The sequence below is a fragment of the Pseudomonas parafulva genome (genome assembly GCF_002021815.1).
Taxonomy (GTDB): Bacteria; Pseudomonadota; Gammaproteobacteria; order Pseudomonadales; family Pseudomonadaceae; genus Aquipseudomonas; species Aquipseudomonas parafulva_B.
The window spans coordinates 3,418,104-3,442,312 of sequence record NZ_CP019952.1 but is presented as its reverse complement, the minus strand read 5'-3'; the positions used below and the strand labels follow the sequence as shown (position 1 = coordinate 3,442,312).

At 62.7% G+C, this 24,209-nt stretch carries 26 protein-coding genes and 1 riboswitch; of the genes, 21 read left to right on the top strand and 5 right to left on the bottom strand.

What is annotated here, in order from left to right; all coding sequences use genetic code 11:
* Nucleotides 1–7 precede the first annotated feature (7 nt).
* The 3 genes from hda (at nucleotide 8) to B2J77_RS15430 (ending at nucleotide 2,162) form a co-directional block, all read left to right on the top strand.
* Nucleotides 8–715: a DnaA regulatory inactivator Hda gene (hda, locus tag B2J77_RS15440; protein WP_027913921.1), complete on the top strand. Its 708-nt coding sequence runs from the start codon at nucleotides 8–10 to the stop codon at nucleotides 713–715.
* 127 nt (nucleotides 716–842) lie between these two features.
* The gene (locus B2J77_RS15435) at nucleotides 843–1,481 is read left to right on the top strand and encodes a C40 family peptidase (RefSeq protein ID WP_028686867.1); all 639 of its coding nucleotides are present in this window, start codon (nucleotides 843–845) and stop codon (nucleotides 1,479–1,481) included.
* A gap of 141 nt (nucleotides 1,482–1,622) precedes the next feature.
* A complete protein-coding gene (locus B2J77_RS15430) occupies nucleotides 1,623–2,162 on the top strand; it encodes a C40 family peptidase (RefSeq protein ID WP_058605353.1) in 540 nt (179 codons plus the stop codon).
* Between the two features lie 6 nt (nucleotides 2,163–2,168).
* On the opposite strand, the gene B2J77_RS15425 is transcribed toward B2J77_RS15430, so the two are convergent.
* The gene (locus B2J77_RS15425; RefSeq protein ID WP_078478968.1) at nucleotides 2,169–3,485 is read right to left on the bottom strand and encodes a PQQ-dependent sugar dehydrogenase; all 1,317 of its coding nucleotides are present in this window, start codon (nucleotides 3,483–3,485) and stop codon (nucleotides 2,169–2,171) included.
* A 153-nt stretch (nucleotides 3,486–3,638) separates the two neighbouring features.
* Nucleotides 3,639–3,859, top strand: a riboswitch (cobalamin riboswitch).
* Between the two features lie 119 nt (nucleotides 3,860–3,978).
* On the opposite strand from B2J77_RS15425, the gene cobO reads away from it, so the two are divergent.
* The 16 genes from cobO (at nucleotide 3,979) to B2J77_RS21390 (ending at nucleotide 18,907) form a co-directional block, all read left to right on the top strand.
* Nucleotides 3,979–4,590: a cob(I)yrinic acid a,c-diamide adenosyltransferase gene (gene cobO, locus B2J77_RS15420; RefSeq protein ID WP_027913925.1), complete on the top strand. Its 612-nt coding sequence runs from the start codon at nucleotides 3,979–3,981 to the stop codon at nucleotides 4,588–4,590.
* Complete coding sequence (locus tag B2J77_RS15415; RefSeq protein ID WP_078478967.1) at nucleotides 4,587–5,882, top strand: cobyrinate a,c-diamide synthase; 1,296 nt, start codon at nucleotides 4,587–4,589, stop codon at nucleotides 5,880–5,882. The genes cobO and B2J77_RS15415 overlap by 4 nt, the downstream gene beginning before the upstream one ends.
* Nucleotides 5,873–6,529, top strand: coding sequence for a 5,6-dimethylbenzimidazole synthase (bluB, locus tag B2J77_RS15410; protein ID WP_193754411.1), 657 nt, complete (start codon nucleotides 5,873–5,875; stop codon nucleotides 6,527–6,529). The genes B2J77_RS15415 and bluB overlap by 10 nt, the downstream gene beginning before the upstream one ends.
* Nucleotides 6,526–7,434: an adenosylcobinamide-phosphate synthase CbiB gene (cbiB, locus tag B2J77_RS15405; protein WP_058605357.1), complete on the top strand. Its 909-nt coding sequence runs from the start codon at nucleotides 6,526–6,528 to the stop codon at nucleotides 7,432–7,434. Before bluB ends, cbiB begins: the two co-directional genes overlap by 4 nt.
* Nucleotides 7,427–8,419: a threonine-phosphate decarboxylase CobD gene (gene cobD, locus B2J77_RS15400; RefSeq protein ID WP_058639484.1), complete on the top strand. Its 993-nt coding sequence runs from the start codon at nucleotides 7,427–7,429 to the stop codon at nucleotides 8,417–8,419. The genes cbiB and cobD overlap by 8 nt, the downstream gene beginning before the upstream one ends.
* Entirely contained in the window at nucleotides 8,416–9,870 is a 1,455-nt protein-coding gene (locus B2J77_RS15395) for a cobyric acid synthase (protein ID WP_078478966.1), read from the top strand. The genes cobD and B2J77_RS15395 overlap by 4 nt, the downstream gene beginning before the upstream one ends.
* A 1-nt stretch (nucleotide 9,871) precedes the next feature.
* Nucleotides 9,872–10,393, top strand: a complete 522-nt coding sequence (gene cobU, locus B2J77_RS15390) for a bifunctional adenosylcobinamide kinase/adenosylcobinamide-phosphate guanylyltransferase (protein WP_058605360.1) — start codon at nucleotides 9,872–9,874, stop codon at nucleotides 10,391–10,393.
* Nucleotides 10,390–11,445 carry a nicotinate-nucleotide--dimethylbenzimidazole phosphoribosyltransferase gene (gene cobT / locus B2J77_RS15385; protein WP_078478965.1) on the top strand — a complete coding sequence of 352 codons (1,056 nt, stop codon included), beginning with the start codon at nucleotides 10,390–10,392 and terminating at the stop codon, nucleotides 11,443–11,445. The genes cobU and cobT overlap by 4 nt, the downstream gene beginning before the upstream one ends.
* On the top strand, nucleotides 11,442–12,008 hold the full coding sequence (cobC, locus tag B2J77_RS15380) for an alpha-ribazole phosphatase family protein (protein ID WP_058605362.1): 567 nt from the start codon (nucleotides 11,442–11,444) through the stop codon (nucleotides 12,006–12,008). Before cobT ends, cobC begins: the two co-directional genes overlap by 4 nt.
* Before the next feature lies 1 nt (nucleotide 12,009).
* On the top strand, nucleotides 12,010–12,732 hold the full coding sequence (locus B2J77_RS15375) for an adenosylcobinamide-GDP ribazoletransferase (RefSeq protein WP_078478964.1): 723 nt from the start codon (nucleotides 12,010–12,012) through the stop codon (nucleotides 12,730–12,732).
* Nucleotides 12,733–12,962: 230 nt separating this feature from the next.
* Entirely contained in the window at nucleotides 12,963–14,081 is a 1,119-nt protein-coding gene (locus tag B2J77_RS15370) for a glycoside hydrolase family 5 protein (RefSeq protein ID WP_078479445.1), read from the top strand.
* Nucleotides 14,082–14,246: 165 nt separating this feature from the next.
* Nucleotides 14,247–15,449, top strand: coding sequence for an MFS transporter (locus B2J77_RS15365; RefSeq protein WP_058605365.1), 1,203 nt, complete (start codon nucleotides 14,247–14,249; stop codon nucleotides 15,447–15,449).
* On the top strand, nucleotides 15,446–15,568 hold the full coding sequence (locus B2J77_RS21735) for a hypothetical protein (RefSeq protein WP_267128929.1): 123 nt from the start codon (nucleotides 15,446–15,448) through the stop codon (nucleotides 15,566–15,568). The genes B2J77_RS15365 and B2J77_RS21735 overlap by 4 nt, the downstream gene beginning before the upstream one ends.
* Nucleotides 15,569–15,614: 46 nt before the next feature.
* Complete coding sequence (locus tag B2J77_RS15360) at nucleotides 15,615–16,166, top strand: glutathione peroxidase (protein ID WP_058639477.1); 552 nt, start codon at nucleotides 15,615–15,617, stop codon at nucleotides 16,164–16,166.
* Nucleotides 16,167–16,968: 802 nt separating this feature from the next.
* Nucleotides 16,969–18,494 (top strand): IS3 family transposase gene (locus tag B2J77_RS15350; RefSeq protein ID WP_416231880.1). Its coding sequence is split into 2 segments (ribosomal slippage): nucleotides 16,969–17,428 and nucleotides 17,428–18,494, totalling 1,527 coding nucleotides; the frame shifts between segments, so codons are not numbered across the junction.
* A gap of 176 nt (nucleotides 18,495–18,670) precedes the next feature.
* Nucleotides 18,671–18,907: a hypothetical protein gene (locus tag B2J77_RS21390; protein ID WP_153302513.1), complete on the top strand. Its 237-nt coding sequence runs from the start codon at nucleotides 18,671–18,673 to the stop codon at nucleotides 18,905–18,907.
* 84 nt (nucleotides 18,908–18,991) lie between these two features.
* Here B2J77_RS21390 and B2J77_RS15340 read toward each other — a convergent pair whose 3' ends face one another.
* Nucleotides 18,992–19,249: a DUF2798 domain-containing protein gene (locus B2J77_RS15340; RefSeq protein WP_078478963.1), complete on the bottom strand. Its 258-nt coding sequence runs from the start codon at nucleotides 19,247–19,249 to the stop codon at nucleotides 18,992–18,994.
* 115 nt (nucleotides 19,250–19,364) lie between these two features.
* On the opposite strand from B2J77_RS15340, the gene B2J77_RS15335 reads away from it, so the two are divergent.
* A complete protein-coding gene (locus B2J77_RS15335; RefSeq protein WP_058638018.1) occupies nucleotides 19,365–20,294 on the top strand; it encodes a LysR family transcriptional regulator in 930 nt (309 codons plus the stop codon).
* Between the two features lie 40 nt (nucleotides 20,295–20,334).
* Here B2J77_RS15335 and B2J77_RS15330 read toward each other — a convergent pair whose 3' ends face one another.
* The 3 genes from B2J77_RS15330 to B2J77_RS15320 form a co-directional block, all read right to left on the bottom strand.
* A complete protein-coding gene (locus B2J77_RS15330) occupies nucleotides 20,335–21,600 on the bottom strand; it encodes an OmpP1/FadL family transporter (RefSeq protein WP_078478962.1) in 1,266 nt (421 codons plus the stop codon).
* A gap of 144 nt (nucleotides 21,601–21,744) precedes the next feature.
* Complete coding sequence (locus B2J77_RS15325; RefSeq protein WP_058638020.1) at nucleotides 21,745–22,227, bottom strand: hypothetical protein; 483 nt, start codon at nucleotides 22,225–22,227, stop codon at nucleotides 21,745–21,747.
* 249 nt (nucleotides 22,228–22,476) lie between these two features.
* Nucleotides 22,477–22,701, bottom strand: coding sequence for a hypothetical protein (locus B2J77_RS15320; protein WP_027915766.1), 225 nt, complete (start codon nucleotides 22,699–22,701; stop codon nucleotides 22,477–22,479).
* 940 nt (nucleotides 22,702–23,641) lie between these two features.
* Here B2J77_RS15320 and B2J77_RS15315 point away from each other — a divergent pair.
* Nucleotides 23,642–24,058: a sel1 repeat family protein gene (locus tag B2J77_RS15315; RefSeq protein WP_058638021.1), complete on the top strand. Its 417-nt coding sequence runs from the start codon at nucleotides 23,642–23,644 to the stop codon at nucleotides 24,056–24,058.
* Nucleotides 24,059–24,209: the final 151 nt, after the last annotated feature.

The following is a 24,209-nucleotide window of genomic DNA, read 5'->3' as shown; positions in this document are numbered from 1 at the left end:
CGCGAGCATGAAACCACCGATCCAGTTGCCCCTGGGTGTGCGCCTGCGCGACGACGCCACCTTCATCAACTACTATCCGGGCGCCAATGCCGCTGCGTTGGGGTATGTCGAGCGGCTTTGCGAAGCCGACGCCGGCTGGACCGAGAGCCTCATCTATCTGTGGGGCAAACAAGGCGTGGGCCGCACGCACCTGCTGCAAGCGGCCACCCATCGCTTCCAGCAGCGGGGCGAGCCTGCCGTCTACCTGCCGTTGGCGCAGCTGCTCGAGCGCGGTACCGGTCTTCTGGACTACCTGGCCCAGTACGAGCTGGTGTGCATCGATGACCTGCACGTCATTGCCGGCAAGCCGGACTGGGAGGAGGCCATGTTCCACCTGTTCAACCGCCTGCGCGACAGCGGCCGTCGACTGCTACTGGCAGCCTCCGCTTCCCCGCGGGAATTGCCGGTCAAGCTGCCTGACCTGAAATCCCGTCTCACCCTTGCCCTGGTGTTCCAGATGCGCGGCCTGTCTGACGAAGACAAGCTACGTGCCTTGCAATTGCGGGCATCCAGGCGCGGCCTGCACCTGACCGACGAAGTGGGTCACTTCATCCTCACCCGCGGCGCGCGCAGCATGAGTGCGCTGTTCGATCTGCTGGAACGGCTCGATCAGGCTTCCCTGCAAGCCCAGCGCAAACTCACCATTCCTTTCCTGAAGGAAACCCTCGGCTGGTAAGCCCCTGGAAACACGGGGCCAGAGCCATCCCACGGAAAAGTCACATCTTTTTCGATAAAATTTGCAAATGGAACTTATAGTGGGCATAGTTCCACCCCACTAAAGGATTACAGACACGGTTGTGCCCATGCTCAAGCGCTTCGCACCCCTCGTGCCACTCGCACTCGTGACCCTGCTTTTTGGCTGTGCGGCCCAAGGCCCGGTATCCCAGCCCCAGGATCACACCCCGGTCGCCGTACAGCCGGCGATCAAGGCCAAGGCCTCGTCTTCGCCAGTGTTTGGCGAACCCCAGGAAGTGGCTACCGACGATGAACTGGAGGTCTTCTCCAGCAGCAAGCCCTATCAGTTGCCAGTGCTGGCCGACAGCATTCTGGAGCGCGGCATGTCGTTGATCGGCACCCGCTATCGCTTTGGCGGTACCTCGGAACAATCCGGCTTCGATTGCAGCGGCTTCATCGGCTACCTGTTCCGCGAGGAGGCAGGCATGACGTTGCCGCGTTCTACTCGCGAGATGATCAACGTCGATGCGCCGAAGGTGGCGCGCAACAAACTCAAGCCAGGCGACCTGCTGTTCTTCAGTACCAACGGCCGTGGCCGTGTCAGCCATGCCGGGATTTACCTGGGCGACAACCAGTTCATCCACTCCAGCAGCCGTCGTAGCGGTGGTGTGCGCATCGATAGCCTCGGTGACCGTTACTGGAGCAAGACCTTCCTTGAGGCCAAACGTGCCTTGGCCATGGCGCCGACTCATATCGCGCGCAACTAATGGCAATCTGATGTGTCCTAACCACGGCGTCGCTGCTTTGCAAAAAAGCTCGACGCCGTGCGTATTTACAGAAAGCGTCTAATCTAATTTCTCAACTCTATCCCGCTGCGGCCCAGCGTTCCCATACAGGATGTTTTGGCCATGACAACGATGGCGCGCTTCGCTTTCATTTCCCTGGCAGCCTTACTGGCGGCCTGCTCGAGCCAACCCCAGGCACCTGCCCCTACACGGGTCGTGCAGCCTCAGGTTACCTATAGCCAACCCAGCTTCTCGCCCACTGCCGATGACGTACTGATTCGCGCCATTGGTCTGGTTGGCACGCCCTACCGCTGGGGCGGCAATACGCCCGATTCGGGTTTCGACTGCAGTGGTCTGATCAAGTACGTCTACCGCGATGCCGCCGGCATCAGCCTGCCGCGCTCCACGCGGGAGATGATCGGCATGCGTGCGCCTACTGTGGATGTGAAGTCCTTGCAGTCCGGTGACCTGGTGTTCTTCGCGACCAGTGGCGGTTCGCAGGTAAGCCATGCTGGTATTTATGTAGGGGACGGGCGCTTCGTGCATGCGCCCCGCACCGGCGGTACGGTGCGGTTGGACTATCTGTCAAACAGCTACTGGGCCAAGGCCTACCTGCAGGCCAAGCGGGTCATCCCACAAGGGCACCTGGCCCAGAACCCCTGAGCCCGATCACCGAGCTTTGCTGACGCGCCAGATGGTATTGCCCACATCGTCAGCTACCAGCACGGCCCCGTGGCCATCCAGGGCAACCCCCACGGGGCGGCCCATGGCTTGGCCGCTTTCATTCAGGAACCCATCGAGCACGTCCATGGGCTTGCCCGACGGCTTTCCCGAGGCGTCGAAGGGTACGAATATCACCTTGTAGCCGCTGTGGGGCTTGCGGTTCCAGGACCCATGCTGGCCAATCAATGCACCTGCCCCAAAACGCGCCGGCAACACACCCGGCCCGGCGAAGGCCAACCCCAGTGAAGCGGTATGCGGCCCCACGGCGTAGTCGGGTACCTGTGCCTGGGCGACCTTGGCAGGGTCCTGGGGCTGCACGCGCTCATCCACGTGCTGGCCATAGTAGCTATAGGGCCAACCATAGAATCCACCTGCTTGTACCGAAGTGATGTAATCCGGTACCAGGTCGCTGCCGATTTCGTCACGTTCGTTGACTGCGGTCCAGAGCGCGCCACTGTGAGGCTCCCAGGCAAGCCCGTTGGGGTTGCGCAGGCCGGTGGCGAACAGGCGGTGCTTTCCGGTGCTGGGGTCGATCTCCCAGATCGCGGCGCGCCCCTGCTCCTGATCGAGGCCGTTTTCACCCACGTTGCTGTTCGAGCCCACGGTGACATAGAGGCGCCGTCCATCGGGGCTTGCGATGACATTCTTGGTCCAGTGGTGATTCAACGGGCCGGCTGGCAGTGAGGTGACCACCTCTGCCGGACCGGTTACTTGGCGTGCACCGGGCTGGTAGTGAAAACGCAGCAGTTTATCCGTATCGGCCACGTAAAAATCGGTGCCTACCAGCGCCATGCCAAAGGGTGAGTTCAGCCCGTCGGCAAAGGTATGGCGGATTTCCGCAACGCCGTCCTGGTCCGCGTCGCGCAACAGGGTAATGTGATCAGGGCTGGGCACGGCGGCCCCCGCGCGTGCCATGACCCGCTTCATGGCCCATCCGCGGATACCCTTGGCGTCTTCGGGTTTGGCAGGTGCGTTGGTTTCTGCCACCAGCACGTCGCCATTGGGCAGCACATAGAGCCAGCGCGGATGGTCGAGGTCACCGGCAAAGCGCGACACCTGCAACCCGGGTGCAGCCTGGGGCATGCGTCCGGCGGGCCAGCCGACGGCTGGCGCGATGTTCACGGTGGGTAGCAGGGTTTTGGCAGGGGAGGGCAGCTGCGGTGTGGGGCCGCTGCCGTCGGCCACCGTATAACGCGCCCTTTCGCCGCAGCCACTCAAACCCAGGCTTACAACAAGTACAACAGGCAGTGCCACGCGGTTCATGGTCGGCGTCCTCGGCAGGTTCTATTGATTCAGAGGGTAGGGAATGCCGCGGGTTCATTCGCACAGGCGGCAGGGGCTGCATCGGCGGCTCGGCGATCGCTGCTGTGCCGCCAGGCGAGCCGCGTCGATTGACGCTCCGGGTGCAACCCTCTAACCTTCGCGCGTGTTTCAGGTGCCCCGCCAGCCACGTCTGGCCAGGGTGAAACTGGGAAGTCGGTGAGCGCCCGCAGGGTGCGATTCCGGCGCTGCCCCCGCAACGGTAGGTGAGAGACGGCCGCGCAGGGCCACTGGGTACGATCCCCGGGAAGGCGCGCAGGTCAGGGCCAGTGGCCCGCTCATGAGCCCGGAGACCGGCCTGATACTGCCAACGGCATCACGGAGGGTGATGCGCGGTGCACTCTGGCTTTGGCCAATGCCCCTGCGCGCGCTCCGTTTGCCTGCCCATTCCCTGACACGGCGCTCGATCGTGGTGTCAGCCAGCGGAGAACTTCCCATGAGCGACGCCACCGAGCGCGACGAACGCCATCTGGCACGGATGCAGCGCAAGAAAGCGGTCATTGACGAGCGCATTGCCAACTCCCCTAACGAATGCGGCCTGCTGCTGGTGCTCACCGGCAATGGCAAGGGCAAGAGCAGCTCGGCCTTCGGCATGCTGGCCCGGGCCCTGGGCCACGGCATGCAGTGCGGCGTGGTGCAGTTCATCAAGGGCCGCAACAGCACCGGCGAAGAGCTGTTCTTCAGGCGCTTTCCCGAACAGGTGCGCTACCACGTGATGGGCGAGGGCTTCACGTGGGAGACGCAGGACCGCCAGCGTGACATTGCGGCGGCAGAAGCGGCGTGGGCCGTCTCCCGGCAACTGCTGCAGGATCCTGCGGTGCAGTTCGTGGTGCTCGACGAGCTCAACATCGCGCTCAAGCACGGCTACCTTGATCTGGACCAGGTGCTGTCGGACATCCAGGCCCGCCCTCCCATGCAGCACGTCATCGTCACCGGTCGCGCGGCCAAGCCTGAAATGGTCGAGCTGGCCGACACCGTGACCGAAATGGGTATGCTCAAGCACGCGTTCCAGGCCGGTATCCGTGCCCAGAAGGGCGTCGAGCTGTGAGCCAGGCCCGCCATTGCCCCGCCGTTCTGATTGCCGCACCGGCCTCTGGCCAAGGCAAGACCACGGTCACTGCCGCGCTGGCGCGCCTGCACCGGAATCTGGGCCGCAAGGTGCGGGTGTTCAAATGCGGGCCTGACTTTCTTGACCCCATGATTCTCGAACGTGCCAGCGGTGCACCCGTTCGCCAGCTCGACCTGTGGATGATCGGTGCCGAGGAGAGCCGCCGGCTGCTCTGGGAGGCGGCAGGTGAAGCCGACCTGATCCTCATCGAAGGGGTGATGGGGCTGTTCGACGGCACCCCTTCGAGTGCCGACCTGGCGCGTCACTTCGGTGTGCCGGTGCTGGCGGTGATTGATGGTACGGCCATGGCCCAGACCTTTGGCGCGCTGGCCCTGGGCCTGGCGCGTTATCAGCCGGACCTGCCGTTTGCCGGAGTGTTGGCCAACCGGGTGGGCAGCCTGCGTCATGCGCAACTGCTCGAAGGCAGCCTGACGGAGGGCCTGCGTTGGTATGGCGGCTTGTCCCGCGAGCGCGGCATCGAACTGCCCAGCCGTCACCTGGGGTTGGTGCAGGCCAGCGAGTTGAACGACCTGGACGCACGTCTGGACGCTGCTGCCCAAGCATTGGGCGCCAGCTGCGATGCCGCGTTGCCACCGGCCGTCACCTTCGAGCCGGCCGATCCGCTATCCGCCCAGGCTACCTTGGCGGGTGTACGTATCGGTGTAGCCCGCGACGAAGCCTTTGCCTTTCTCTATGGCGCCAACCTGGACCTGTTGCGCCGTCTAGGCGCACAGGTGCAGTTTTTCTCCCCCCTGCATGATGCGCAGCTGCCCGAAGTGGACAGCCTGTACCTGCCCGGCGGTTACCCCGAGTTGCACCACCATGCCCTGGCGCGCAATACCTCAATGTGCCAGGCCATCCGCGCCCATCACGCCCAAGGCAAGCCACTGCTGGCCGAATGCGGCGGCATGCTGTATCTGCTCGACGCGCTGACCGACGTGGCCGGGGACAGGGTCGAGTTGCTCGGGTTGCTGCCAGGTGAAGCGACCATGCAAAAGCGCCTGGCGGCCCTGGCCCTGCAAGCGGTCGAGCTGCCCGAGGGCACACTGCGCGGCCATACCTACCACCACTCCCTGACCAGCACTGCGCTCAAGCCGCTGGCACGTGGGTTGAGCCCCAACGGCGGGCGCGGCAACGAAGCCGTGTATCGGCTGGGCCGCTTGACCGCGTCCTACGTGCACTTCTACTTCCCCTCCAACCCGGAGGCGGCCGCAGCGCTGCTTTGCCCATGAGCGAGCATGCGTTCAGCGACCAGGAGCGTGCCGCGGTCTATCGCGCCATCGGCGAGCGGCGCGACATGCGCCATTTCGTTCAAGGCGAGGTGGCGCCGCAGGTCATGACACGGTTACTCAGCGCAGCCCACCAGGCACCGAGCGTGGGCTTGATGCAGCCATGGCGGTTCATCCGCATCACCGAGCGGGCCTTGCGTGGGCGCATCCAGGCACTGGTGGAGGCCGAGCGGGCGTTGACTGCACAGGCGCTGGGCGAGCGCTCGGACGAATTCATGAAGCTCAAGGTAGAGGGCATCAACGATTGCGCCGAACTGTGGGTCGCCGCCTTGATGGACAACCGTGAGCCCCACATTTTCGGGCGCCGCACGCTGCCTGAGATGGACTTGGCCTCGCTCGCCTGCGCCATCCAGAACCTCTGGCTGGCCGCCCGTGCCGAAGGGCTGGGCATGGGCTGGGTATCGCTGTTCGATCCCAAGGCGCTGGCAGCGTTGCTTGGCATGCCCAGCGGCGCCAAACCCGTGGCCGTGCTGTGCCTGGGGCCGGTGGCGGCATTCTACCCTGCACCCATGCTGGTCATGCAGAACTGGGCCGAAGAACGGCCGTTGCACCAGATGCTGTTTGAAAACCGTTGGGGAGAAGGCGCATGAGCGTGGCGTTGCTGACCGTGGCCGGTGTGGCCCTGGATGCATTGTTCGGCGAGCCCCGGCGGCGCCATCCGCTGGTTGCGTTCGGCAACATGGCCAGCAGCCTTGAGCGGCGCTTCAATGCCGGCGGGCGTGGTTGGCGCAGTCATGGTGTGAGCGCCTGGTTCCTGGCGGTGGTGCCCCTGACCTTGCTGGCCCTCATGCTCTCCTGGCTGCCTGTGATCGGCTGGCTGGTCGATGTGCTGGCGTTGTACTGCGCCCTGGGGCTGCGCAGCCTGGGCGAACATGTGCTGCCGGTGGCCACGGCCCTGCGCCAGGGGGATCTGGAAGAAGCACGGCGGCGGGTGGGGTATCTGGTCAGCCGTGAAACCCGTGAGCTGGACGAGACGGCGGTAGCGCGGGCAGCCACTGAGTCGGTGCTGGAAAACGGCAGCGATGCCGTATTCGCCGCCTTGTTCTGGTTTGCTGTGGCCGGGGCGCCAGGGGTGGTGCTTTATCGACTGAGCAACACCCTCGATGCCATGTGGGGCTATCGCAACGAGCGCTTCGAGCGCTTCGGCTGGTGCGCGGCGCGCATCGATGACCTACTCAACTACGTGCCGGCGCGCCTGGTCGCGCTTACTTATGCGGTGCTGGGCAAAACCCGTCTGGCGCTGGCCTGCTGGCGGCGCCAGGGGCCACTGTGGGACAGCCCCAACGCCGGCCCGGTCATGGCGGCCGGGGCAGGGGCCCTGGGTGTTGAATTGGGTGGGCCGGCGGTGTACCACGGCCAGCTGCACGACCGCCCGCGCCTGGGCGACGGCCCACCGGCCAGCCCCGATGCCATCGAGGGCGGTTGGACGCTGGTGCAGCGTGGGGTATGGCTGTGGCTGTTGGTGTTCTGTCTGGGAGCTTATCTGAATGCTTGAACATGGAGGCCGGCTGCTGCGCGCGGTTCGGCAGTACGGCATCGCCCGCGAGCAGTGGCTGGACCTGTCCAGCGGCATTGCGCCCTGGTCCTTCCCGATACCGCCGATCCCACTCGAAGCCTGGGCACGGCTACCGGAAACAGACGATGGCCTCGAACAGGCGGCGTGTAGCTACTACGGCGCCACGCGACTGCTACCCGTAGCGGGCTCACAGGCTGCCATCCAGGCCCTGCCGCTGTTGCGCAGCCCGAGCCGGGTCGGGGTGCTGACGCCCTGTTATGCCGAGCATCCCTATGCCTGGCAGCGCGTTGGACACGCGTTGCTCGAGCTCGATGAGCATCAGGTCGACGACGCGCTCGACGACCTCGACGTCCTGGTCTTGGTCAACCCGAACAACCCCACCGGCCGTGTCGTGCCTGCGCCCACGCTGCTGGGATGGCATCAGCGCCTGGCAGCGCGCGGTGGTTGGCTGGTGGTCGATGAAGCCTTCATGGACAACAGCCCCGGAAACAGCGTGATGGAAAGTGCCGAGCGCCCCGGTTTGATCGTGCTGCGCTCGTTCGGCAAGTTCTTCGGCCTGGCCGGTGTGCGCCTGGGCTTCGTGGCCGCAGAGCATAGCTTGCTGCTGCGCCTGACCGAACTGCTCGGCCCGTGGACGATCAATGGTCCCAGCCGGGTGCTGGCCCAGGCCAGCCTGACCGACCTGGCCATGCAGCAGCTGCAGCGCCAGCGCTGTGCAGATGCCAGCGAACGCTTGGCGGCTTTGCTCACCCATGCAGGGCTGGCGCCCGCCGGCGGGTGTGACCTGTTCCAGTACGTGCGGTGCGAGCATGCCGCGCGATTGCACGATCACCTTGCCCGACACGGGGTGCTGGTGCGCCTGTTCGAGCGCCCGGCGGCCTTGCGTTTCGGCTTGCCGCCAAGCCAGGCAGACGAACGACGATTGGCCCAGGCCCTGAGTGCCTACCCCAAGGACCTTACATGACGACCCTGATGGTGCAAGGCACCACCTCCGATGCCGGCAAAAGCACCCTGGTGACTGCCCTGTGCCGCTGGCTGCTGCGCCAGGGCATCGGCGTGGTGCCATTCAAGCCGCAGAACATGGCCCTCAACAGCGCCGTGACCGCCGACGGTGGCGAGATTGGCCGGGCCCAGGCGGTGCAGGCCCAGGCCTGTCGCCTGGCGCCGCACACCGACATGAACCCGGTGCTGCTCAAACCCAACAGCGATACAGGCGCCCAGGTGATCATCCATGGCCGTGCGGTGACCAGCATGAACGCGGTTGCCTACCACGATTACAAGGCCATCGCCATGCAGGCCGTGCTGGCCTCGCACCAGCGCCTGAGCCAGGGCTGGCCAGTGGTCATGGTCGAGGGCGCAGGGTCGCCGGCGGAGATCAACCTGCGGGCCGGCGACATTGCCAACATGGGGTTCGCCGAAGCCGTGGACTGCCCGGTGATCCTGGTCGCCGACATCAACCGCGGGGGCGTGTTCGCCCACCTGGTCGGTACCCTCGAACTGCTGTCGCCCAGCGAGCAGGCGCGGATCAAAGGGTTTGTCATCAACCGTTTCAGGGGCGACATCGCTTTGTTGCAACCTGGGCTCGACTGGCTGGAGCAGCGCACCGGCAAACCCATGCTAGGCGTGCTGCCGTACGTCACCGACCTGCACCTTGAAGCCGAGGACGGCATCGACCGGCGCCAGAGCGAAAAGCAGCAGCGCGTGCTCAAGGTGATCGTGCCGGTGCTGCCACGCATCAGCAACCACACTGACTTCGACCCGCTGCGCCTGCACCCGCAGGTCGACCTGCAGTTCATTGGCCCTGGTCAGCCGGTGCCGCCAGCGGACCTGATCATCCTGCCGGGTTCCAAGAGCGTGCGTGGCGACCTTGCGCAATTGCGCGCGCGTGGCTGGGACAGGGCCATCGAACGCCATCTGCGCTATGGCGGCAAGGTAATCGGTATCTGCGGCGGCCTGCAGATGCTTGGGCGCGAGGTGCACGATCCGCTGGGCCTGGAGGGCGCTGCAGGCTCCAGCCCCGGCCTCGGCCTGCTGGACTACGCCACGGTGCTGGAAGCCGACAAGCAGTTGCGCAATGTCTCCGGAACCTTGCACCTGGACGCATCGCCCGTGACCGGTTACGAGATCCATGCCGGTGTCACCACTGGCCCTGCGCTGGCGCACCCGGCGGTACGCCTGGCCGACGGCCGCTGCGAGGGTGCCATCAGCACGGACGGCCAGGTGTTGGCCACTTACCTGCACGGGTTGTTCGAGGGCAGCGCCTCCTGCGCGGCCCTGCTGCGCTGGGCTGGGCTTGAAGACGTGCAACTGATCGACTACGAGGCGTTGCGCGAGCGCGACATCGAACGCCTGGCTGACCTGGTGGACAAGCACCTGGACACCCAGCGCCTGCGCCAATTGTGTGGAGTACCCTGACGTGCGTACGTTCGTGATCGGCGGAGCCCGGTCTGGCAAGAGCCGCCTGGCCGAGCAGCGGGCAGCCGACTGCGGCTTGCCTGTGACCTATATCGCCACCAGTCAGCCGCTGGACGGCGAACTCGATGAGCGGGTGCAGCTGCACCGCCAGCGCCGGCCCGTGGAGTGGGGGTTGATCGAAGAACCCTTGGCCCTGGCTGCTGTACTAAAGGCCGAAGCTGCTGCTGACCGCTGCCTGCTGGTGGACTGCCTGACGCTGTGGCTGACCAACCTGCTGATGCTGGATGACCCGCGCCGGTTGGCCGAGGAACGTGATGCCCTGTTGGGCTGCCTTGAGCACCTGCCCGGCCACATCATCCTGGTCAGTAACGAGACTGGCCTGGGTGTGGTGCCCATGGGCGAGTTGACGCGACGTTACGTCGATTTGGCCGGTGTCGTGCACCAGGCGGTGGCCGAACGTTGCCAGCAGGTGATCCTCACGGTCGCTGGCCTCCCACTCACGCTCAAAGGACCTGCATCATGAACCCTGTCTGGTGGCAGATGCCCTGCCAGCCCATCGACGGTGCGGCCATGGCCGCAGCACGCGAGCGGCAGCAACAATTGACCAAGCCTGCCGGTTCGCTCGGCCAGCTCGAAACGCTCGCCATTCAGCTGGCAGGCCTGCAGGGCTGCGAACGGCCGGTGCTCGAGCACGTTGCGATCAGCCTGTTCGCCGGCGACCACGGCGTGGTCGAGGAGGGCGTCTCGGCGTATCCTCAGGCCGTGACAGGCCAGATGTTGCGCAATTTCGTCGGCGGGGGTGCCGCCATCAGTGTGCTGGCACGCCAACTGCACGCCACCTTGGAGGTGGTCGACCTCGGCACGGTCGACCCGACGCTCGCACTGCCGGGCGTTCGCCACGTGCACCTTGGCCCCGGCACGGCCAATTTCGCCCGAGAGCCCGCCCTGAGCGAGGCACAATTGCAGGCCGCCTTGCAGGCAGGTCGTGACAGCGCGCTGCGGGCGGCGGCCCACGGCGCACAGCTGTTCATCGGCGGTGAAATGGGTATCGGCAACACCACCGCAGCGGCGGCGCTGGCCAGCGTACTGCTCGCCTGTCCGCCAGCCGCGCTGAGCGGGCCAGGCACTGGGTTGGACAGTGCCGGCGTGCAGCACAAAGCGCACGTCATCGAGCGGGCTCTGGCCTTGCACCGCCTGGCGGCCGATGAACCGCTGCGTGCACTGGGCTGCGTGGGGGGCTTCGAGCTGGCGGCGCTGGCCGGCGCTTATCTGGCGTGTGCCCAGGCGGGTGTGGCGGTGCTGGTGGACGGGTTCATCTGCACGGTGGCGGCCTTGGTGGCCGTGCGCCTCAACCCCCAGTGCCGCGCTTGGCTGTTGTTCGCCCACCAGGGTGCGGAGCCCGGCCACCAGACGGTGCTGAGCGCCTTGCAGGCCGAGCCGTTGCTGGCTCTGGGGCTGCGCCTGGGTGAGGGCAGTGGTGCCGCGCTGGCCGTGCCGTTGCTGCGGCTGGCCTGCGCGCTACACGGGCAAATGGCGACCTTTGCCGAGGCTGCCGTGGCGGACCGTCCGGCATGAGGCTCGACTTGCTGCGCCACGGGGAAACCGAGCAAGGTGGTCTGCGTGGCAGCCTCGATGACGCCCTGACCGAAAAGGGCTGGGCTCAAATGCGCGCCGCCGTGGCCGACGCAGGGCCTTGGCAGGCATTGGTCAGTTCGCCATTGCAGCGCTGTGGCCGATTTGCCGATGAGCTGGGCGCCAGGCTGGGCCTGCCCGTGCAGCGCGAGCCTGCATTGCAAGAACTGCATTTCGGCGATTGGGAAGGGCGCACGGCGTTGCAGATCATGGAACACGACGCCCAGGCGCTTGGGCAGTTCTGGGCTGATCCCTACGGCTATACGCCGCCCAATGGCGAGCCGGTCCAGGCGTTTGCGCAGCGCGTCCTGACGGCCATCGAGGGGTTGTACCGCCAGCATGCTGGCAAGCGCGTACTGCTGGTCACCCATGGTGGTGTCATGCGGCTGCTGTTGGCCCGCGCCCGTGGCCTGCCCAGGGCGCAGCTGTTGCAAGTGGAAGTCGGCCATGGCGCATTGGTGCGCTTGCAAGTCGGCGAGGATGGCCAGCTGGTTGAGGGGGGTTAGCATGCTGCCATTCTGGATTGCCCTGCAGTTTCTAAGCAGCCTGCCTGTCACCTTGCCCGGCATGCCAACGCCACGCCAGGTAGGCCGCTCGTTGTTGTACTACCCCTTGGTCGGGCTGCTGTTCGGTCTCCTGCTATGGCTGGCCAGCCATTGGCTCGCAGGCGTTGCGGCGCCGCTGCATGCCGCCTTGCTGCTGAGCCTCTGGGTGCTGCTCAGTGGCGCGCTGCACCTGGACGGCCTGGCAGATAGCGCAGACGCCTGGCTAGGCGGGTTTGGTGATCGCGAACGCACGCTGCAGATCATGAAAGACCCGCGCAGCGGGCCGGCAGCGGTGGTGACGCTGGTGTTGGTGCTGCTGCTCAAGTTCTGCGCCTTGTGGGCACTGATCGAGCAGGGAGCTGGCCTGCAACTGATGCTGGCACCGGTCATCGGTCGAGCAGCGCTGCTGGGGCTGTTCCTGTGTACCCCCTATGTGCGGCCTGGCGGGTTGGGCCAGGCGCTGGCCGAGCACATGCCCCGCCGCGCAGCAGGGTGGGTACTGTTGATCTGTGCCGGCGTGGGCCTGACATTGGCTGGCTGGGCAATGGTGCTGACGGCGGTCGTGTTCGTCGCCTTGCGCAGGCTGATGTGCAATCGCCTGGGCGGTACCACGGGCGATACCGCAGGTGCACTGCTGGAACTGCTTGAGCTCACCGTTCTGCTGGGCCTTGTCATGATCCCGTAAGCCAATCGGGGCAGCGCGGGCTGGGATTTATCCAATTATGTAGGACGACTCTGAAGGCGCCTTCTGCAAAGATCATCTGAAAAAAGCCGGCAAACTAATCCTGTAAAACGCCTTCACCGGATGCACTACCCTCAGGCGCTTGTTTCCAAAAGGCGTGTGTGATGCATTATTGGCTGCTCTTCCTGGCCCTGCTGGGCTTCACTCCACCTGCCGCCCAGGCAGCCGACCTCATGGCGTTCTGGGACCAACCCCGGCATGGGGGCAACAGCTTCAATCGATTGCCCCCTGACCAGGCCTACTTTGATGCCCTTCGGGCTTATGGCGCGACCTGGGTTCGGGTGTCCTATGACAAATGGCGACCTGCGGACAGGGACTTTCTATTGGGCAATGCCGATGGCTACCACGGCTTGCCCGCCAGCGACCTGGCTACCCTGCGGTCGGTGTTGGATCGGGCCCATCGAGCCGGCCTCAAAGTGGTGATCGCACCGCTATCATTGCCGGGCATGCGCTGGTCGCAGAACAATAAAGGCACCTTCGACGACCGACTGTGGCAGGACAAGACCTACTGGGCGCAGGCCGCAGCCTTTTGGCGCGACGTCGCCCGTGCGTTGAAGGATCATCCTGCGGTCGCTGCGTACAACCTGGTGAACGAGCCCGCACCGGAAAAGTGCAGCGATCTGCCCGAACATGCCAGCCCGGAGCGCATGCAACGCTGGTATGCGCGCGAGCAAGGCGGTGCGCGTGATTTGCCGGCGCTGTACCGGCAGTTGACGGCGGCCATACGCGAGGAGGATGCGGTAACGCCGATCATGGTGGATTCGGGCTGGTATGCCGCCGCCGATGCCTTCACCTATTGGCCCGCGCCGCTGCCCGATGACAGGGTGCTCTACAGCGTGCACATGTACGAACCCTATGCAGCGACCAGTGCGCCCAACATGGCCCGCCGACAGCCGCTGGCCTATCCAGGGGCGGTGCCCTTCGCCGGCCAGCTTCAGCAATGGGACGGCCAGCGCGTGGCGCAGTACCTGCAAGCCCCGCTGAACTGGGCCGATACCATGAACGTGCCCCGTTCCCGCCTGGTGGTGGGCGAATTTGGCTGCATGCGCCGCCTGTCAGGCTGCCGCCAGTACCTGGAGGACGTACTGGGCGTGCTCGATCAGCACCGCTTGCACTGGGCGTTCTACAGTTTCCGCGAAGACAGCTGGGACGGGATGGACTACGAATTGGGCACCGCCAAAGTGCCCTGGCGCTACTGGCAGGCGATCGACCAGGGGTTGGCCGACCCGCTGCCGCGGCAAGCGACCCCCGCGTTCGAACCCATCCGCAAGCGACTGGCGACAGATCAATGACGACCTGCGCTGACGTCCTGCTTGCTGTCAGTCAGCTTCAGCGTTCATGCTGTAACCAAATGCTTCCTTGATGACTCGGCGTACGTGGCGGTGGATGGCCTTGCAGTGCCAGGTTTCATCAACGGCAGCACCTGACGACCTTGCGATGGGCTGGAGACAATAACAATGACGTCTGTATGGCGAACCAGTGGATGGGTGTTGACTGGGGCGGCGCTGATCCTTGCGCTGTCACTTGGCGTCAGGCACGGCTTTGGCTTGTTCCTGGCACCGATGAGCGCTGATTTTGGCTGGGGTCGCGGCGTCTTTGCCTTCGCCATCGCCTTGCAGAACCTGATCTGGGGCCTGGCCCAGCCCTTTGCCGGGGCGTTGGCCGATCGCCTTGGCGCCTCGCGGGTGGTGATGGTTGGCGGCGTGCTGTATGCGGTGGGCCTGGCGATGATGGGCATGGCCGACTCTGCCTGGTCGTTGTCATTGAGCGCCGGCCTGTTGATCGGCATTGGCCTGTCGGGAACGTCCTTTTCGGTCATTCTGGGCGTCGTCGGCCGGGCCGTGCCGCCTGAAAAGCGCAGCATGGCCATGGGCATTGCCAGCGCCGCCGGTTCGTTCGGTCAGTTCGCCATGCTGCCCGGCACCCTCGGCCTGATCCAATGGCTCGGCTGGTCGGCGGCTTTGCTGGTGCTGGGCCTGCTGGTGGCCTTCATCGTGCCGTTGGTAGGCCTGTTGCGCGACCGTCCCTTGCCCTCTTACGGCAACGAGCAGACGCTGGGCGAGGCGCTGCGTGAGGCGTGTGGGCACGCCGGTTTCTGGCTGCTGGCGCTGGGCTTTTTCGTGTGCGGCTTTCAGGTGGTGTTCATCGGGGTGCACCTGCCGGCGTACCTGGTGGACCAGCATCTGCCAGCCACCACGGGCACCACGGTGCTGGCCCTGGTGGGGCTGTTCAATATCGTGGGCACGTTCACGGCTGGTTGGCTGGGCGGGCGCCTGTCCAAGCCACGCTTGCTGACTGGGCTCTACCTGCTGCGTGCGGTCGTCATCGTGCTGTTTCTCTGGGCGCCGGTGAGTGCATTCAGCGCGTACCTGTTCGGTATAGCGATGGGCCTGTTGTGGCTGTCCACGGTGCCGCTCACCAACGGCACCGTCGCCACGGTCTTCGGCGTGCGTAACTTGTCGATGCTTGGCGGTATCGTGTTCCTGTTCCACCAGCTCGGGGCGTTTCTGGGCGGTTGGCTGGGTGGCGTCGTGTATGACCGCACTGGCAGCTATGACCTGGTCTGGCAGATCGCGATCCTGCTGAGTGTCTTGGCTGCGGCGCTCAACTGGCCGGTCCGTGAACGGCCTGTGGCACGCTTGCAGGTAACGGCGGCATGAACCCAGTATTGACCCGTATGGTTCTCGCGCTGGTGGCGCTTTTGGTGCTGATGCTGGCCTGTTGGGGGTGGCACGAGGGCGGCATGGCGCTCATGCAATTGGGCATGGGCGTCTGTTAGCCGCTACGCTGCCAGTTCAAGGTTGATCGAGCAGGAGCGAGATGTCATGAGCGTGAAGTGGATGGTGGTGCCGGTATTGGCGTTGATGGCCAGCGCGTCCAGCTGGGCGACCGAATGCCCGGCCGTGTTGCAGGGTACGTTGCCGGAATTGCGGGGCAAGGGTGAGGTCGCGTTGTGCGAGCGGTTTGCCGGTAAGCCGTTGGTGGTGATCAACACGGCCAGTTATTGCGGGTTTGCGCCGCAGTTCGAGGGGCTTGAGGCGGTGTACAAACAGTACCATGGCCGTGGGTTGGAGATGCTTGGCGTGCCTTCGAACGACTTCAAGCAGGAGGATGCGGACAGCGAGAAGACGGCGAAGGTGTGTTATGCGAATTATGGCGTGACGTTCACCATGACCAAGGAACAGGCGGTGCGGGGCAAGGATGCGATTCCGATGTTTGCGGAGTTGGCCAGGCAGAGCAGTGCGCCCAAGTGGAATTTCTACAAGTATGTGATTGATCGTCAGGGCAAGGTGATTGGTAGTTTTTCGAGTTTGACGAAACCGGATGATGCTGAGTTTAAGGCAGCGATTGAGAAAGCTATCGCTTCGCAGCCTTGATCTTTTGGTGCGCTCAAGTATTGATCTCAGTTCAATTGCGGTGGTTTCGAGTCATTGAACTGTAGTGATCTGTGGCTGATGAATATATGAAAGGTCATAAGGGTTCTTAGCCAATTGCCTGCAATCGATTGGAGCGTCCTTGTGCCGCGATGGGCCGCGCCTGCAGGGGTTGTGTGTGGCTTTAAAGTTTGGAATCTGCTCGAATATCAGTTCTAGAGTAATGCGCTGTTTCGCTCTTGCTCTTGCTCTTGCTCTTGCTCTTGCTCTTGCTCTTGCTCTTGATTCTAAGCGCGCGGTAGTTCAGGCGCCGCAGATCGCGACTTCAGGAGGCCGAGCGCAGGGCTTGCGGAGGGAGGTGACAGGCATGGATGCCTGTCAAGCGCTGGGCCCCAGGATGGGGCCTGCAGCGCGGTCCTCCCGGGAGCAAGCCCGGAGCGAGGGAACCCCGGAGCGTAGCGTAGGGGCCGGATGATAGGAGCAGGCGGTTTTTGCTTACTTTTTGACAAGACAAAAAGTGAGCCGCCGTAAGGGCGGAAAGGTGACTGTGCGCCACCCTCGCCAATGAATACCAACTTGCTGTATGCGCCCACGCTCTGAAGTTTGAAGTTTGAAGTTTGAAGTTTGAAGTTTGAAGTTTGAAGTTTGATTGCGTTGGTGTGGGTGTTGAAAGAGAGCATAGTCCATTTGCGATGGCGACGCTTAGTCACCTTTTCGCCCTTACGGCGAGTCACTTTTTGTCAAACGCCCTCCATGTCAGGATAGTTGTCGCCCCGTGCAATAGATGGAGGGCGAGGACTGTCTCATGAAGCAACGACGTTACACCGCTGAGGAAAAAGCCTGGGCGCTGGAGCAAATGTCGGCCCCGATCAGCCGTACGGTCGTAGAGCTGGCCAAGCAAACGGGCATCACTGCTGTCACACTCAGGACTTGGCGTAACGAAGCCAAGACCCAGGGAGCACAGATGGCAGGAACAGGTAAGCGCAACGGGCGCTGGAGCAGCGCTGACAAGTTCAGGGCAGTGCTCCAGACAGCCGCAATGAGCGAGGCAGAGATTTCGGCATACTGCCGTACCGCAGGCATTGTGCCGGCGGACTTGGTGTTGTGGCGTGCAGCGTGTGAGCAAGCCAATACGCCTACCCAGCAGGAACCCGCCAAAGATATTGCTTCGGTCAAGCGTATCGAGCAATTGGAGCGTGAGCTGCGGCGCAAAGAAAAGGCTTTGGCAGAAACGGCAGCGTTGTTGGTGCTGCGAAAAAAGGCCAATGCGATCTGGGGCAAGGGCGAGGACGAATGACCAGCGCCGCAGATCGCACCACTGCCCTTGAGTTGATCGATGCGGCTATCGAGTCAGGCGCTCGTCAGCGTGCAGCCTGCACAGAGCTGGGCATCACCGAGCGCACCTTGCAGCGGTGGCGCAACCAACCTAAAGACCGGCGGCCTGAAACGAGTCGCCCAACGCCGGCCAACAAACTGAGCGAGCAGGAGCGGCTGGCGGTTCTGGCAGCAGCCAATCGTCCTGACTGTGCAGGCCTCACTCCACATGAAATCGTGCCGAAGTTGGCAGATGAAGGCCTTTACTTGGCCTCAGAATCCACCTTTTATCGAGTGCTCAAGTCAGCAGGCCAGGCACATCGGCGTGGACGCGGCAGAAAGCCCCAAGCCAGGCCGCTCACCACGCACAGGGCAGACGGCCCGAACCAGGTTTGGTGCTGGGATATCACCTGGCTGCCCAGCACAGTCAAAGGCCGTTACTTCTACTGGTACATGGTCAAAGATATCTACAGCCGCAAGCTGGTCATGAATGAGGTGCATGAGGCAGAGAGCGCTGAACATGCCAGCGTCTTGCTGGAACGTGCCTGTCTGCGTGAAGCAATCCGCCCGGAAACATTGGTGCTTCATTCAGACAATGGCAGCGCCATGAAAGGCGCGACAATGCTGGCCGCTCTGCGTGATCTGGGTGTGCTGCCATCGTTTAGCCGCCCGCGGGTCAGCAACGATAACGCCTATGCCGAAGCCTTGTTCCGTACGGCCAAGTACTGCTCGCGATGGCCAGGCCTGCCGTTTGAATCACTGGACGAGGCTCGGGTATGGGTCATGGAGTTTGCTGCCTGGTACAACAATGAACACCGCCATAGCGCGCTTAAATACGTCACTCCTGCGCAGCGACATGGGAGGCAGGATGCTGCTGCGCTGAAGCAGCGTGAACAGGTCTACACGGTGGCTCAGCGTGGGAGTCCAGAGCGCTGGGCTCGAGGAATCCGCAGCTGGAAGCTGCCTGACCATGTGTATCTGAATCGTGAGCGAGACGCCCAGCAGCAAGTCGGTTAGGCAAGACACGACAACTACCTTGACACATACCGAACGCGACAAAAAGTAACCAAAAAACGCTGCGCTCCATTCATACGGCCCCTACGCTGCGCTTCGGGGTTCCCTCACTCCGGTCTTGCTCCCGGGAGGACCGCGCTGTAGGCCCCATCCTGGGGCCCAGCGCTTGACAGGCATCCATGCCTGTCACCTCCCTCCGCAAGACCTGCGTTCGGCCTTCTGAAGTCGCGAAGATCAAAAGCAAGATCAAAAGCAAGATCAAAAGCCAAAGCCAAAGCCAAAGCCAAAGCCAAAGCCAAAGCAAGATCAAGATCAAGATCAAGATCAAGATCAAGATCAAGATCAAGAGCAAGAGCAAGAGCAAGAGCAAGAGCAAGAGCAAGAGCAAGAGCAAGAGCAAGAGCAATTGGCGTTAGTTATTGCGGGGGTTTATTGGCTAGAGTGCCCTGGGTAGTAATTGTTGATGATCTATCTATCCACAATGGCAGCTGCATCACGATTCAACCCGCATACACGGTCATCGCAACCAGCCTTCCCACAATCGGTCTTACAATCAACACGCAAACAAAGGCTACCGGCATCGCCAATCGATAGGCTTTCAGCACGTTGCTTATATAATCCTGATCAATTCCGGCGTTAGCTGCTGTAATCACGAAACACATCAGCAACGCCATGATGGCCGACATGTAAAAGGCAAACACATACGGCGTGGCATTCACATGCAGTCTGCGGCGACGGCTTTGAGTGGCATCAGTCATGCGACCTCCTGGAGTCCGATTGAGGCGTTACCCTATCAACCCACGGCGCTCCCCCAGTAGACCGCTGCGCCTTAGTCCTTTATAAAGCAAAACTTACGAATCCCAAGGGCATAGCATGGACCTGCTCAACGCCATCCGCAGCTTCATCAAGGTCGTCGAAGCGGGAAGTATTGCTGCGGGCGCCCGCAGCCTGGGCATCAGCCCAGCCGCCGTGAGCCAGAACCTGGCGCGTCTTGAAGGACACCTGCAGGTCCGCCTGCTGACCCGCACAACGCGGCGCATGACCCTGACTCCCGCCGGCACCCAGTACTACAAGCATGTCAGGCTGATAGAGCGTGACCTGGCGCGCGCTGAGCAAGCGGTGATGACGCCTGAAACCGAGCCCCAAGGTCGGCTGTGCATCGCTTCGACCTCCGCGTTCGGTCGTCACGTCCTGGCGCCACTGATACCTGCGTTCAGCGAGCTGTACCCGCGTATCTCGATCGAGCTGGTCATGAGCGACAGAAAGGTTGACCACGCACGTGAAGGTATCGATGTCAGCCTGCGCATCACGCCCCAGCTGGACGAGCACCTGGTCGCCAAGCACATCGCCCGCATTCCTTTCGTCTGCTGTGCAGCGCCAGGGTATCTGGCCAGTGCCGGTGTACCGCAAACGCCAGAGGCCCTGCGCAACCACCGTTGTCTGGTGTTTCGCTACCCGGTCGATGGCCGTCTGTTGCGTTGGGGGTTCATGCGTGATGGGCAGCGCCTGGAGCCCGAATTCGGCGACGTGCTCATCTGCGACGACATCGATGCGCTCACGCAGATGGCGGTGCATGACGGCGGCATCACTCGCCTGGCAGCGTTCATTGCACGTCCGCACCTGGCTTGCGGTGCCCTGGTGCCGCTGTTCGAATACAGCCCTGACGGACAGGCGTATGCGCAGACAGAACCCATGGACGTTTATCTCTGCGTGGCCGATCGCTTCGCACTCACGAGCAAGGTAAACGCCTTCATGCATTACCTGCGCGACCGTCTTGGCGAAGATTGGCAAGTGCCAACATGAAAAAACCGCCACGAGGGCGGTTTTCCAGTAGCGGGAATGATCAGAAGCGGTAAGTGAGGGACGCCCCTACACCGTGCGCGCTGTTCTCGTACTTGGCACGGTAGGCGCCCTTGGTGGCGCTGACCTGATTGACCTTGGTGTCTTCTTCCCACAGGTAGGAATACGCCACGTCGATGGTCATGTCCTCGCTCGGGCTCCAGCCGGCGCCCAGGCTGAAGATCTTGCGATCGCCTGTGGGGATGCGCGGCGAGCGATCCTGGTTGTTGGTCGGCGACTGGTCGACGGTGAAGCCGGTGCGCAGCACCCACTCCTTGTTGACCTTGTACGACGCACCCACGGCGTGGGCCCAGGTGTCATGCCAGTTCTGTTCTTCCGAAATGGTCTGGAAGGCTGAGCCGATCAATGGGCGCGGGACATCGTTCTGAACAGTGATGTCCTTCAGACGGCTCCAGCGCGTCCAAGTGCTGCCGGCGTACAGCGTCCACTGATCGTCGAGCTCATGAGTGACCGAAAGGTCCACCGACTCCGGCGTCTTGATCTTGAGCGAGGCATCGAACTTGCTGCCGCTGAAAGGTCCGATCAGCGGGGTGTTGACCTTGGTCTTGCCCTCGAGCTTGTAGTCGACCATGGAGTGATAGGTCAGGCCGATGCGCGTGCGGTCGGTGGCTTGCACCATCAGGCCGATGTTATAGCCGACCGCCGTGTCGTCGCCCTTGATCTTGACTTCACCGTCGTTGCGCCCGGGAGTGACCGGGTTGATCAGGTTGGAACCCAGTTCGCCCTTGATCCGGTTGAAGGTCGGGCCGAAGCCGATCGACACCTTGTCATTGAAGGCGTAGCTGACGGTAGGCTGGAATGTCACCACTTCCACGTGGCTTTTCTTGCCCCAAAAACGCGCGGCGTCGTCACTGCCGTAGTCGGTGACCAGACCGAATGGCACGTAGACACCGAAGCCGACGGTCCAGTGGTCGTCGATGGGCTTGACGTAGTAACCCATGGGCACGCCGACGACCGGTACCATGTCACCGTCAGTTTCCCCCCCAAGGTTGCTGCCAGGCCCCGAGATATCGGTTTTGGCGATGACCGCTGCGCCACCGACGGTGACCTGCTGGCGCTTGAGGCGGGACATGCCGGCCGGGTTGCCGTATACGGTGCTGGCATCCTCGGCAGAAGAGGAACGTCCCGCGAAACCTGTCCCCATGCTGCTGACGCTTTGTTCGTTCAACGCGAAGCCGCTGGCGAACAGTTGGCTCGAAGCGAGCGCAACAGCAACGCCAAGGGAGGTTTTGAGCATTACTTTTTTCATTATTAGAACTCCTTGGGATCTCCGAGGCGAAAAGCTACCAACAAATCACGCGCCGCGCTATAGGCGCAATCGCAGGAGATAGAGCGGTTTTGTAGGACAATCCGACTAAAATTCCCTTTCTCAGTTGAGTCTGTAAGAACCGTCTCAAGAAGCCACTGGCAGTTTCTGATCCACGCAGGCTTGCCAGGCTTCTGTGAAGTCTCGCAAGCGACCCTGGGGGTTGAAAATCTGACGCCAGATGCGCGCCTGGCCTATCCGGTCGTCCACTGCAGGCAAGGTCACAGCCTGAGCTTCGACAAGTAGCCAGGCAATGGCGGTGGCGTAGCGCAGGTTCACGGTAAGTTCCAGGTCGGGTCCGCCCAGGAAGGCATGCTGGCTGGCCAGGCCGCGTACACGGCTGGCCAAGTCGGGATCGCGTGCCAGGTAATCGTCCCAAAGCGTCCGATGACGCTGGTCATCTATGCGAAACAGACCATGCCCACGTCGACCGTGCAGCGCCGATCCCAATGCCGACTGGCAGGCAGCAATGCCGAGCAACAACATTTCGGCGCTCACGCAGTGGCGGTCAAGGTAGATCAGTGTGGGCCTGATGACATGCTGACGTAATTCTTTGGCCGCAATACCCATGGTGCCCCCGAGCAGTAAGAGACCGACGGGCGCAGGCGCTTGGCAGCTGGATGAACGGTCAGGCCCGCCGGAAGCGGCGTGCACCGCTCGAGTTGAAGTGTAGTGTGATAAGGATGATGTAAAGGGCTGTTTTTAAATCGATTGCTGCCTGACAACCCGAGCGATATACCCGAAGGCAATTACGCTGGATTTGTACAGGCAAGCGGGGAGGGGGTGTATTTGACGGGTGAATGCCGCAGCATTCACCGCTCACGCGGTGAGTGACTGGCGGGTACGGGCGATAACGGCCTGCAGCGGTTCGCTGCGGCTGTACTGCTCGTGGTACAGACGTTCGGTGTGGCAGGCGATACCGTGTTCGTCCACCAGCGTGAAGCTGAAGCTGCCCTTGCGTGGTGCAACGAGCAAGCATTTCAGCGGCGAGAACGCTTGGGAAAGGGTACCGATTGCAGCCTGGATTTGATGTTGAGTTTGCATATTATTGGAGGTTCCTGCATTAAACACGGGGAGTAGATCCGTGCATCATAGAAACGTTCCAGTGACGTCTTTATTAAGGGACGAGAGAACCTGCTGGAACAAAGCAGCCAGAAGGAGCGCAATCAAAAGTGGGCGCTTGGGCTGACTGGTAGGTACTTCAGAGGACAGGCAGCACACGGGGCCAAGGTTCTGGGCCTTCGTGCGGGATCCTGATCAATTAGTCTCGTGATGGATGTCGCGGCAGCATATCGGCTGCGGGCGAGTCATCGAAAGGGCCGGTCCTGGTTTCAGCAGCGCGCTGTTGGGAAAGCGAATCTGCAAGGACATTGTTGGCCAGAATTGACTTTCAGCTTGGTACTAACGAGGCGCATCCTACCTGAACCTTTCAATGAAGGCAAGCCCTGGAAGCGCTTGGGTAGCCGAGCAGTATGGCCCTTAATTTTGCCGGTGGGAAGGGGGTAGAGCACGCTTAGAGGATGCCTAGAACGCCTGCCTGACACACGAACGGATGCCCGGCTGGGGCTTGTTCACACCGAAAGGATGATTTGTATCAAACGCGTCCTACCTTCCGCTCCGGTCGCCAATGACTTGACTGGCCAGTTAAGTCAATGAAAAAAAACACTATTTTTTGTTGGTGAAAAAATCGTCAGTTTGACAGCAGCCCCCGTAATTCGGGGCTTGGCGGGGGGGAATAGGGTGTTGTCCACCGACTTATCCACAGGAACTGTGGATTGTCGTCGCCGCTTGCTCTAGTGCGGGGTTGGCGCCAAATTGTCTCGGGTCTTGCCAAAAATCAGACCAGCTCGCATGACCATCCATCGTCTTGCAAACGTCAAGAAACAATCACATGAAATTTTTATAAAAAAAGTCCTCGGCATTAGGCCGGCACGTCAAAAACCGGTAGAGTGGCGCGCTTTTCGATTTGCCTGACCTGCCGCTCATGAAGTCTCGCAGCAAACAACTCGCCAGCCCCATGCCCTCGTCTGCACAGCGCCCTGGACGGTTCACGCTCAAAGTTGCCCTGTGGCTACTCGACAGTTCGCGTTTGGGCGACAAACCACAGGTCAAGCACCTGGCTGGGCGGTTACTCAAGCGCCCAGCGCGCGAGGGTGTGGTGGTGGCTCAAAGCCGCCTGGGACAGATGCTTTGCCGCGACTGCGGCAGCGCCCGTGATCGGCGTATCGGCCATGACCTGCTCCGTCAGGCCGCACGCGCAGGCGATTGTCGCGCCCAGGTGGAGTATGCCCGAGCGTGCCGGGCGTCTGCGCCCGAGCAGGCTCGCAGCTGGCTGGAGTTGGCGGCCGGGAAGGGATCCCAGGAGGCCCGCCGTTTGCTGCGTCAGTGGTTCGGGCACTGATTACCCCTGCATGTGACAGCGCCGCGGGCAACCTGCCGGTCAGGCTGTTAAGCTTCAGCGAATTTGCCAGACAGTGACCGGGGTAGGCATGACAGTGGATCTGGCCAGCATTCTGCTGGGCTTGGTGGCGGGCGCGGTGCCGTGCCTGGTG

Bases quoted from the DNA above. Each gene is read 5' to 3' on its own strand.
- B2J77_RS15325 (WP_058638020.1), bottom strand. From the start codon at position 22,227: ATGGGTATTGCGGCCAAAGAATTACGTCAGCATGTCATCAGGCCCACA.
- B2J77_RS15430 (WP_058605353.1), top strand. From the start codon at position 1,623: ATGACAACGATGGCGCGCTTCGCTTTCATTTCCCTGGCAGCCTTACTG.
- cobC (WP_058605362.1), top strand. From the start codon at position 11,442: ATGAGGCTCGACTTGCTGCGCCACGGGGAAACCGAGCAAGGTGGTCTG.
- B2J77_RS15375 (WP_078478964.1), top strand. From the start codon at position 12,010: ATGCTGCCATTCTGGATTGCCCTGCAGTTTCTAAGCAGCCTGCCTGTC.
- cbiB (WP_058605357.1), top strand. From the start codon at position 6,526: ATGAGCGTGGCGTTGCTGACCGTGGCCGGTGTGGCCCTGGATGCATTG.
- B2J77_RS15340 (WP_078478963.1), bottom strand. From the start codon at position 19,249: ATGACTGATGCCACTCAAAGCCGTCGCCGCAGACTGCATGTGAATGCC.
- B2J77_RS15315 (WP_058638021.1), top strand. From the start codon at position 23,642: ATGAAGTCTCGCAGCAAACAACTCGCCAGCCCCATGCCCTCGTCTGCA.
- B2J77_RS15425 (WP_078478968.1), bottom strand. From the start codon at position 3,485: ATGAACCGCGTGGCACTGCCTGTTGTACTTGTTGTAAGCCTGGGTTTG.
- B2J77_RS15365 (WP_058605365.1), top strand. From the start codon at position 14,247: ATGACGTCTGTATGGCGAACCAGTGGATGGGTGTTGACTGGGGCGGCG.
- B2J77_RS15335 (WP_058638018.1), top strand. From the start codon at position 19,365: ATGGACCTGCTCAACGCCATCCGCAGCTTCATCAAGGTCGTCGAAGCG.
- hda (WP_027913921.1), top strand. From the start codon at position 8: ATGAAACCACCGATCCAGTTGCCCCTGGGTGTGCGCCTGCGCGACGAC.
- cobO (WP_027913925.1), top strand. From the start codon at position 3,979: ATGAGCGACGCCACCGAGCGCGACGAACGCCATCTGGCACGGATGCAG.
- B2J77_RS21390 (WP_153302513.1), top strand. From the start codon at position 18,671: ATGCCTGTCACCTCCCTCCGCAAGACCTGCGTTCGGCCTTCTGAAGTC.
- cobD (WP_058639484.1), top strand. From the start codon at position 7,427: ATGCTTGAACATGGAGGCCGGCTGCTGCGCGCGGTTCGGCAGTACGGC.
- B2J77_RS15435 (WP_028686867.1), top strand. From the start codon at position 843: ATGCTCAAGCGCTTCGCACCCCTCGTGCCACTCGCACTCGTGACCCTG.
- B2J77_RS15370 (WP_078479445.1), top strand. From the start codon at position 12,963: ATGGCGTTCTGGGACCAACCCCGGCATGGGGGCAACAGCTTCAATCGA.
- B2J77_RS15330 (WP_078478962.1), bottom strand. From the start codon at position 21,600: ATGAAAAAAGTAATGCTCAAAACCTCCCTTGGCGTTGCTGTTGCGCTC.
- B2J77_RS15360 (WP_058639477.1), top strand. From the start codon at position 15,615: ATGAGCGTGAAGTGGATGGTGGTGCCGGTATTGGCGTTGATGGCCAGC.
- B2J77_RS15320 (WP_027915766.1), bottom strand. From the start codon at position 22,701: ATGCAAACTCAACATCAAATCCAGGCTGCAATCGGTACCCTTTCCCAA.
- B2J77_RS21735 (WP_267128929.1), top strand. From the start codon at position 15,446: ATGAACCCAGTATTGACCCGTATGGTTCTCGCGCTGGTGGCGCTTTTG.
- B2J77_RS15395 (WP_078478966.1), top strand. From the start codon at position 8,416: ATGACGACCCTGATGGTGCAAGGCACCACCTCCGATGCCGGCAAAAGC.
- cobT (WP_078478965.1), top strand. From the start codon at position 10,390: ATGAACCCTGTCTGGTGGCAGATGCCCTGCCAGCCCATCGACGGTGCG.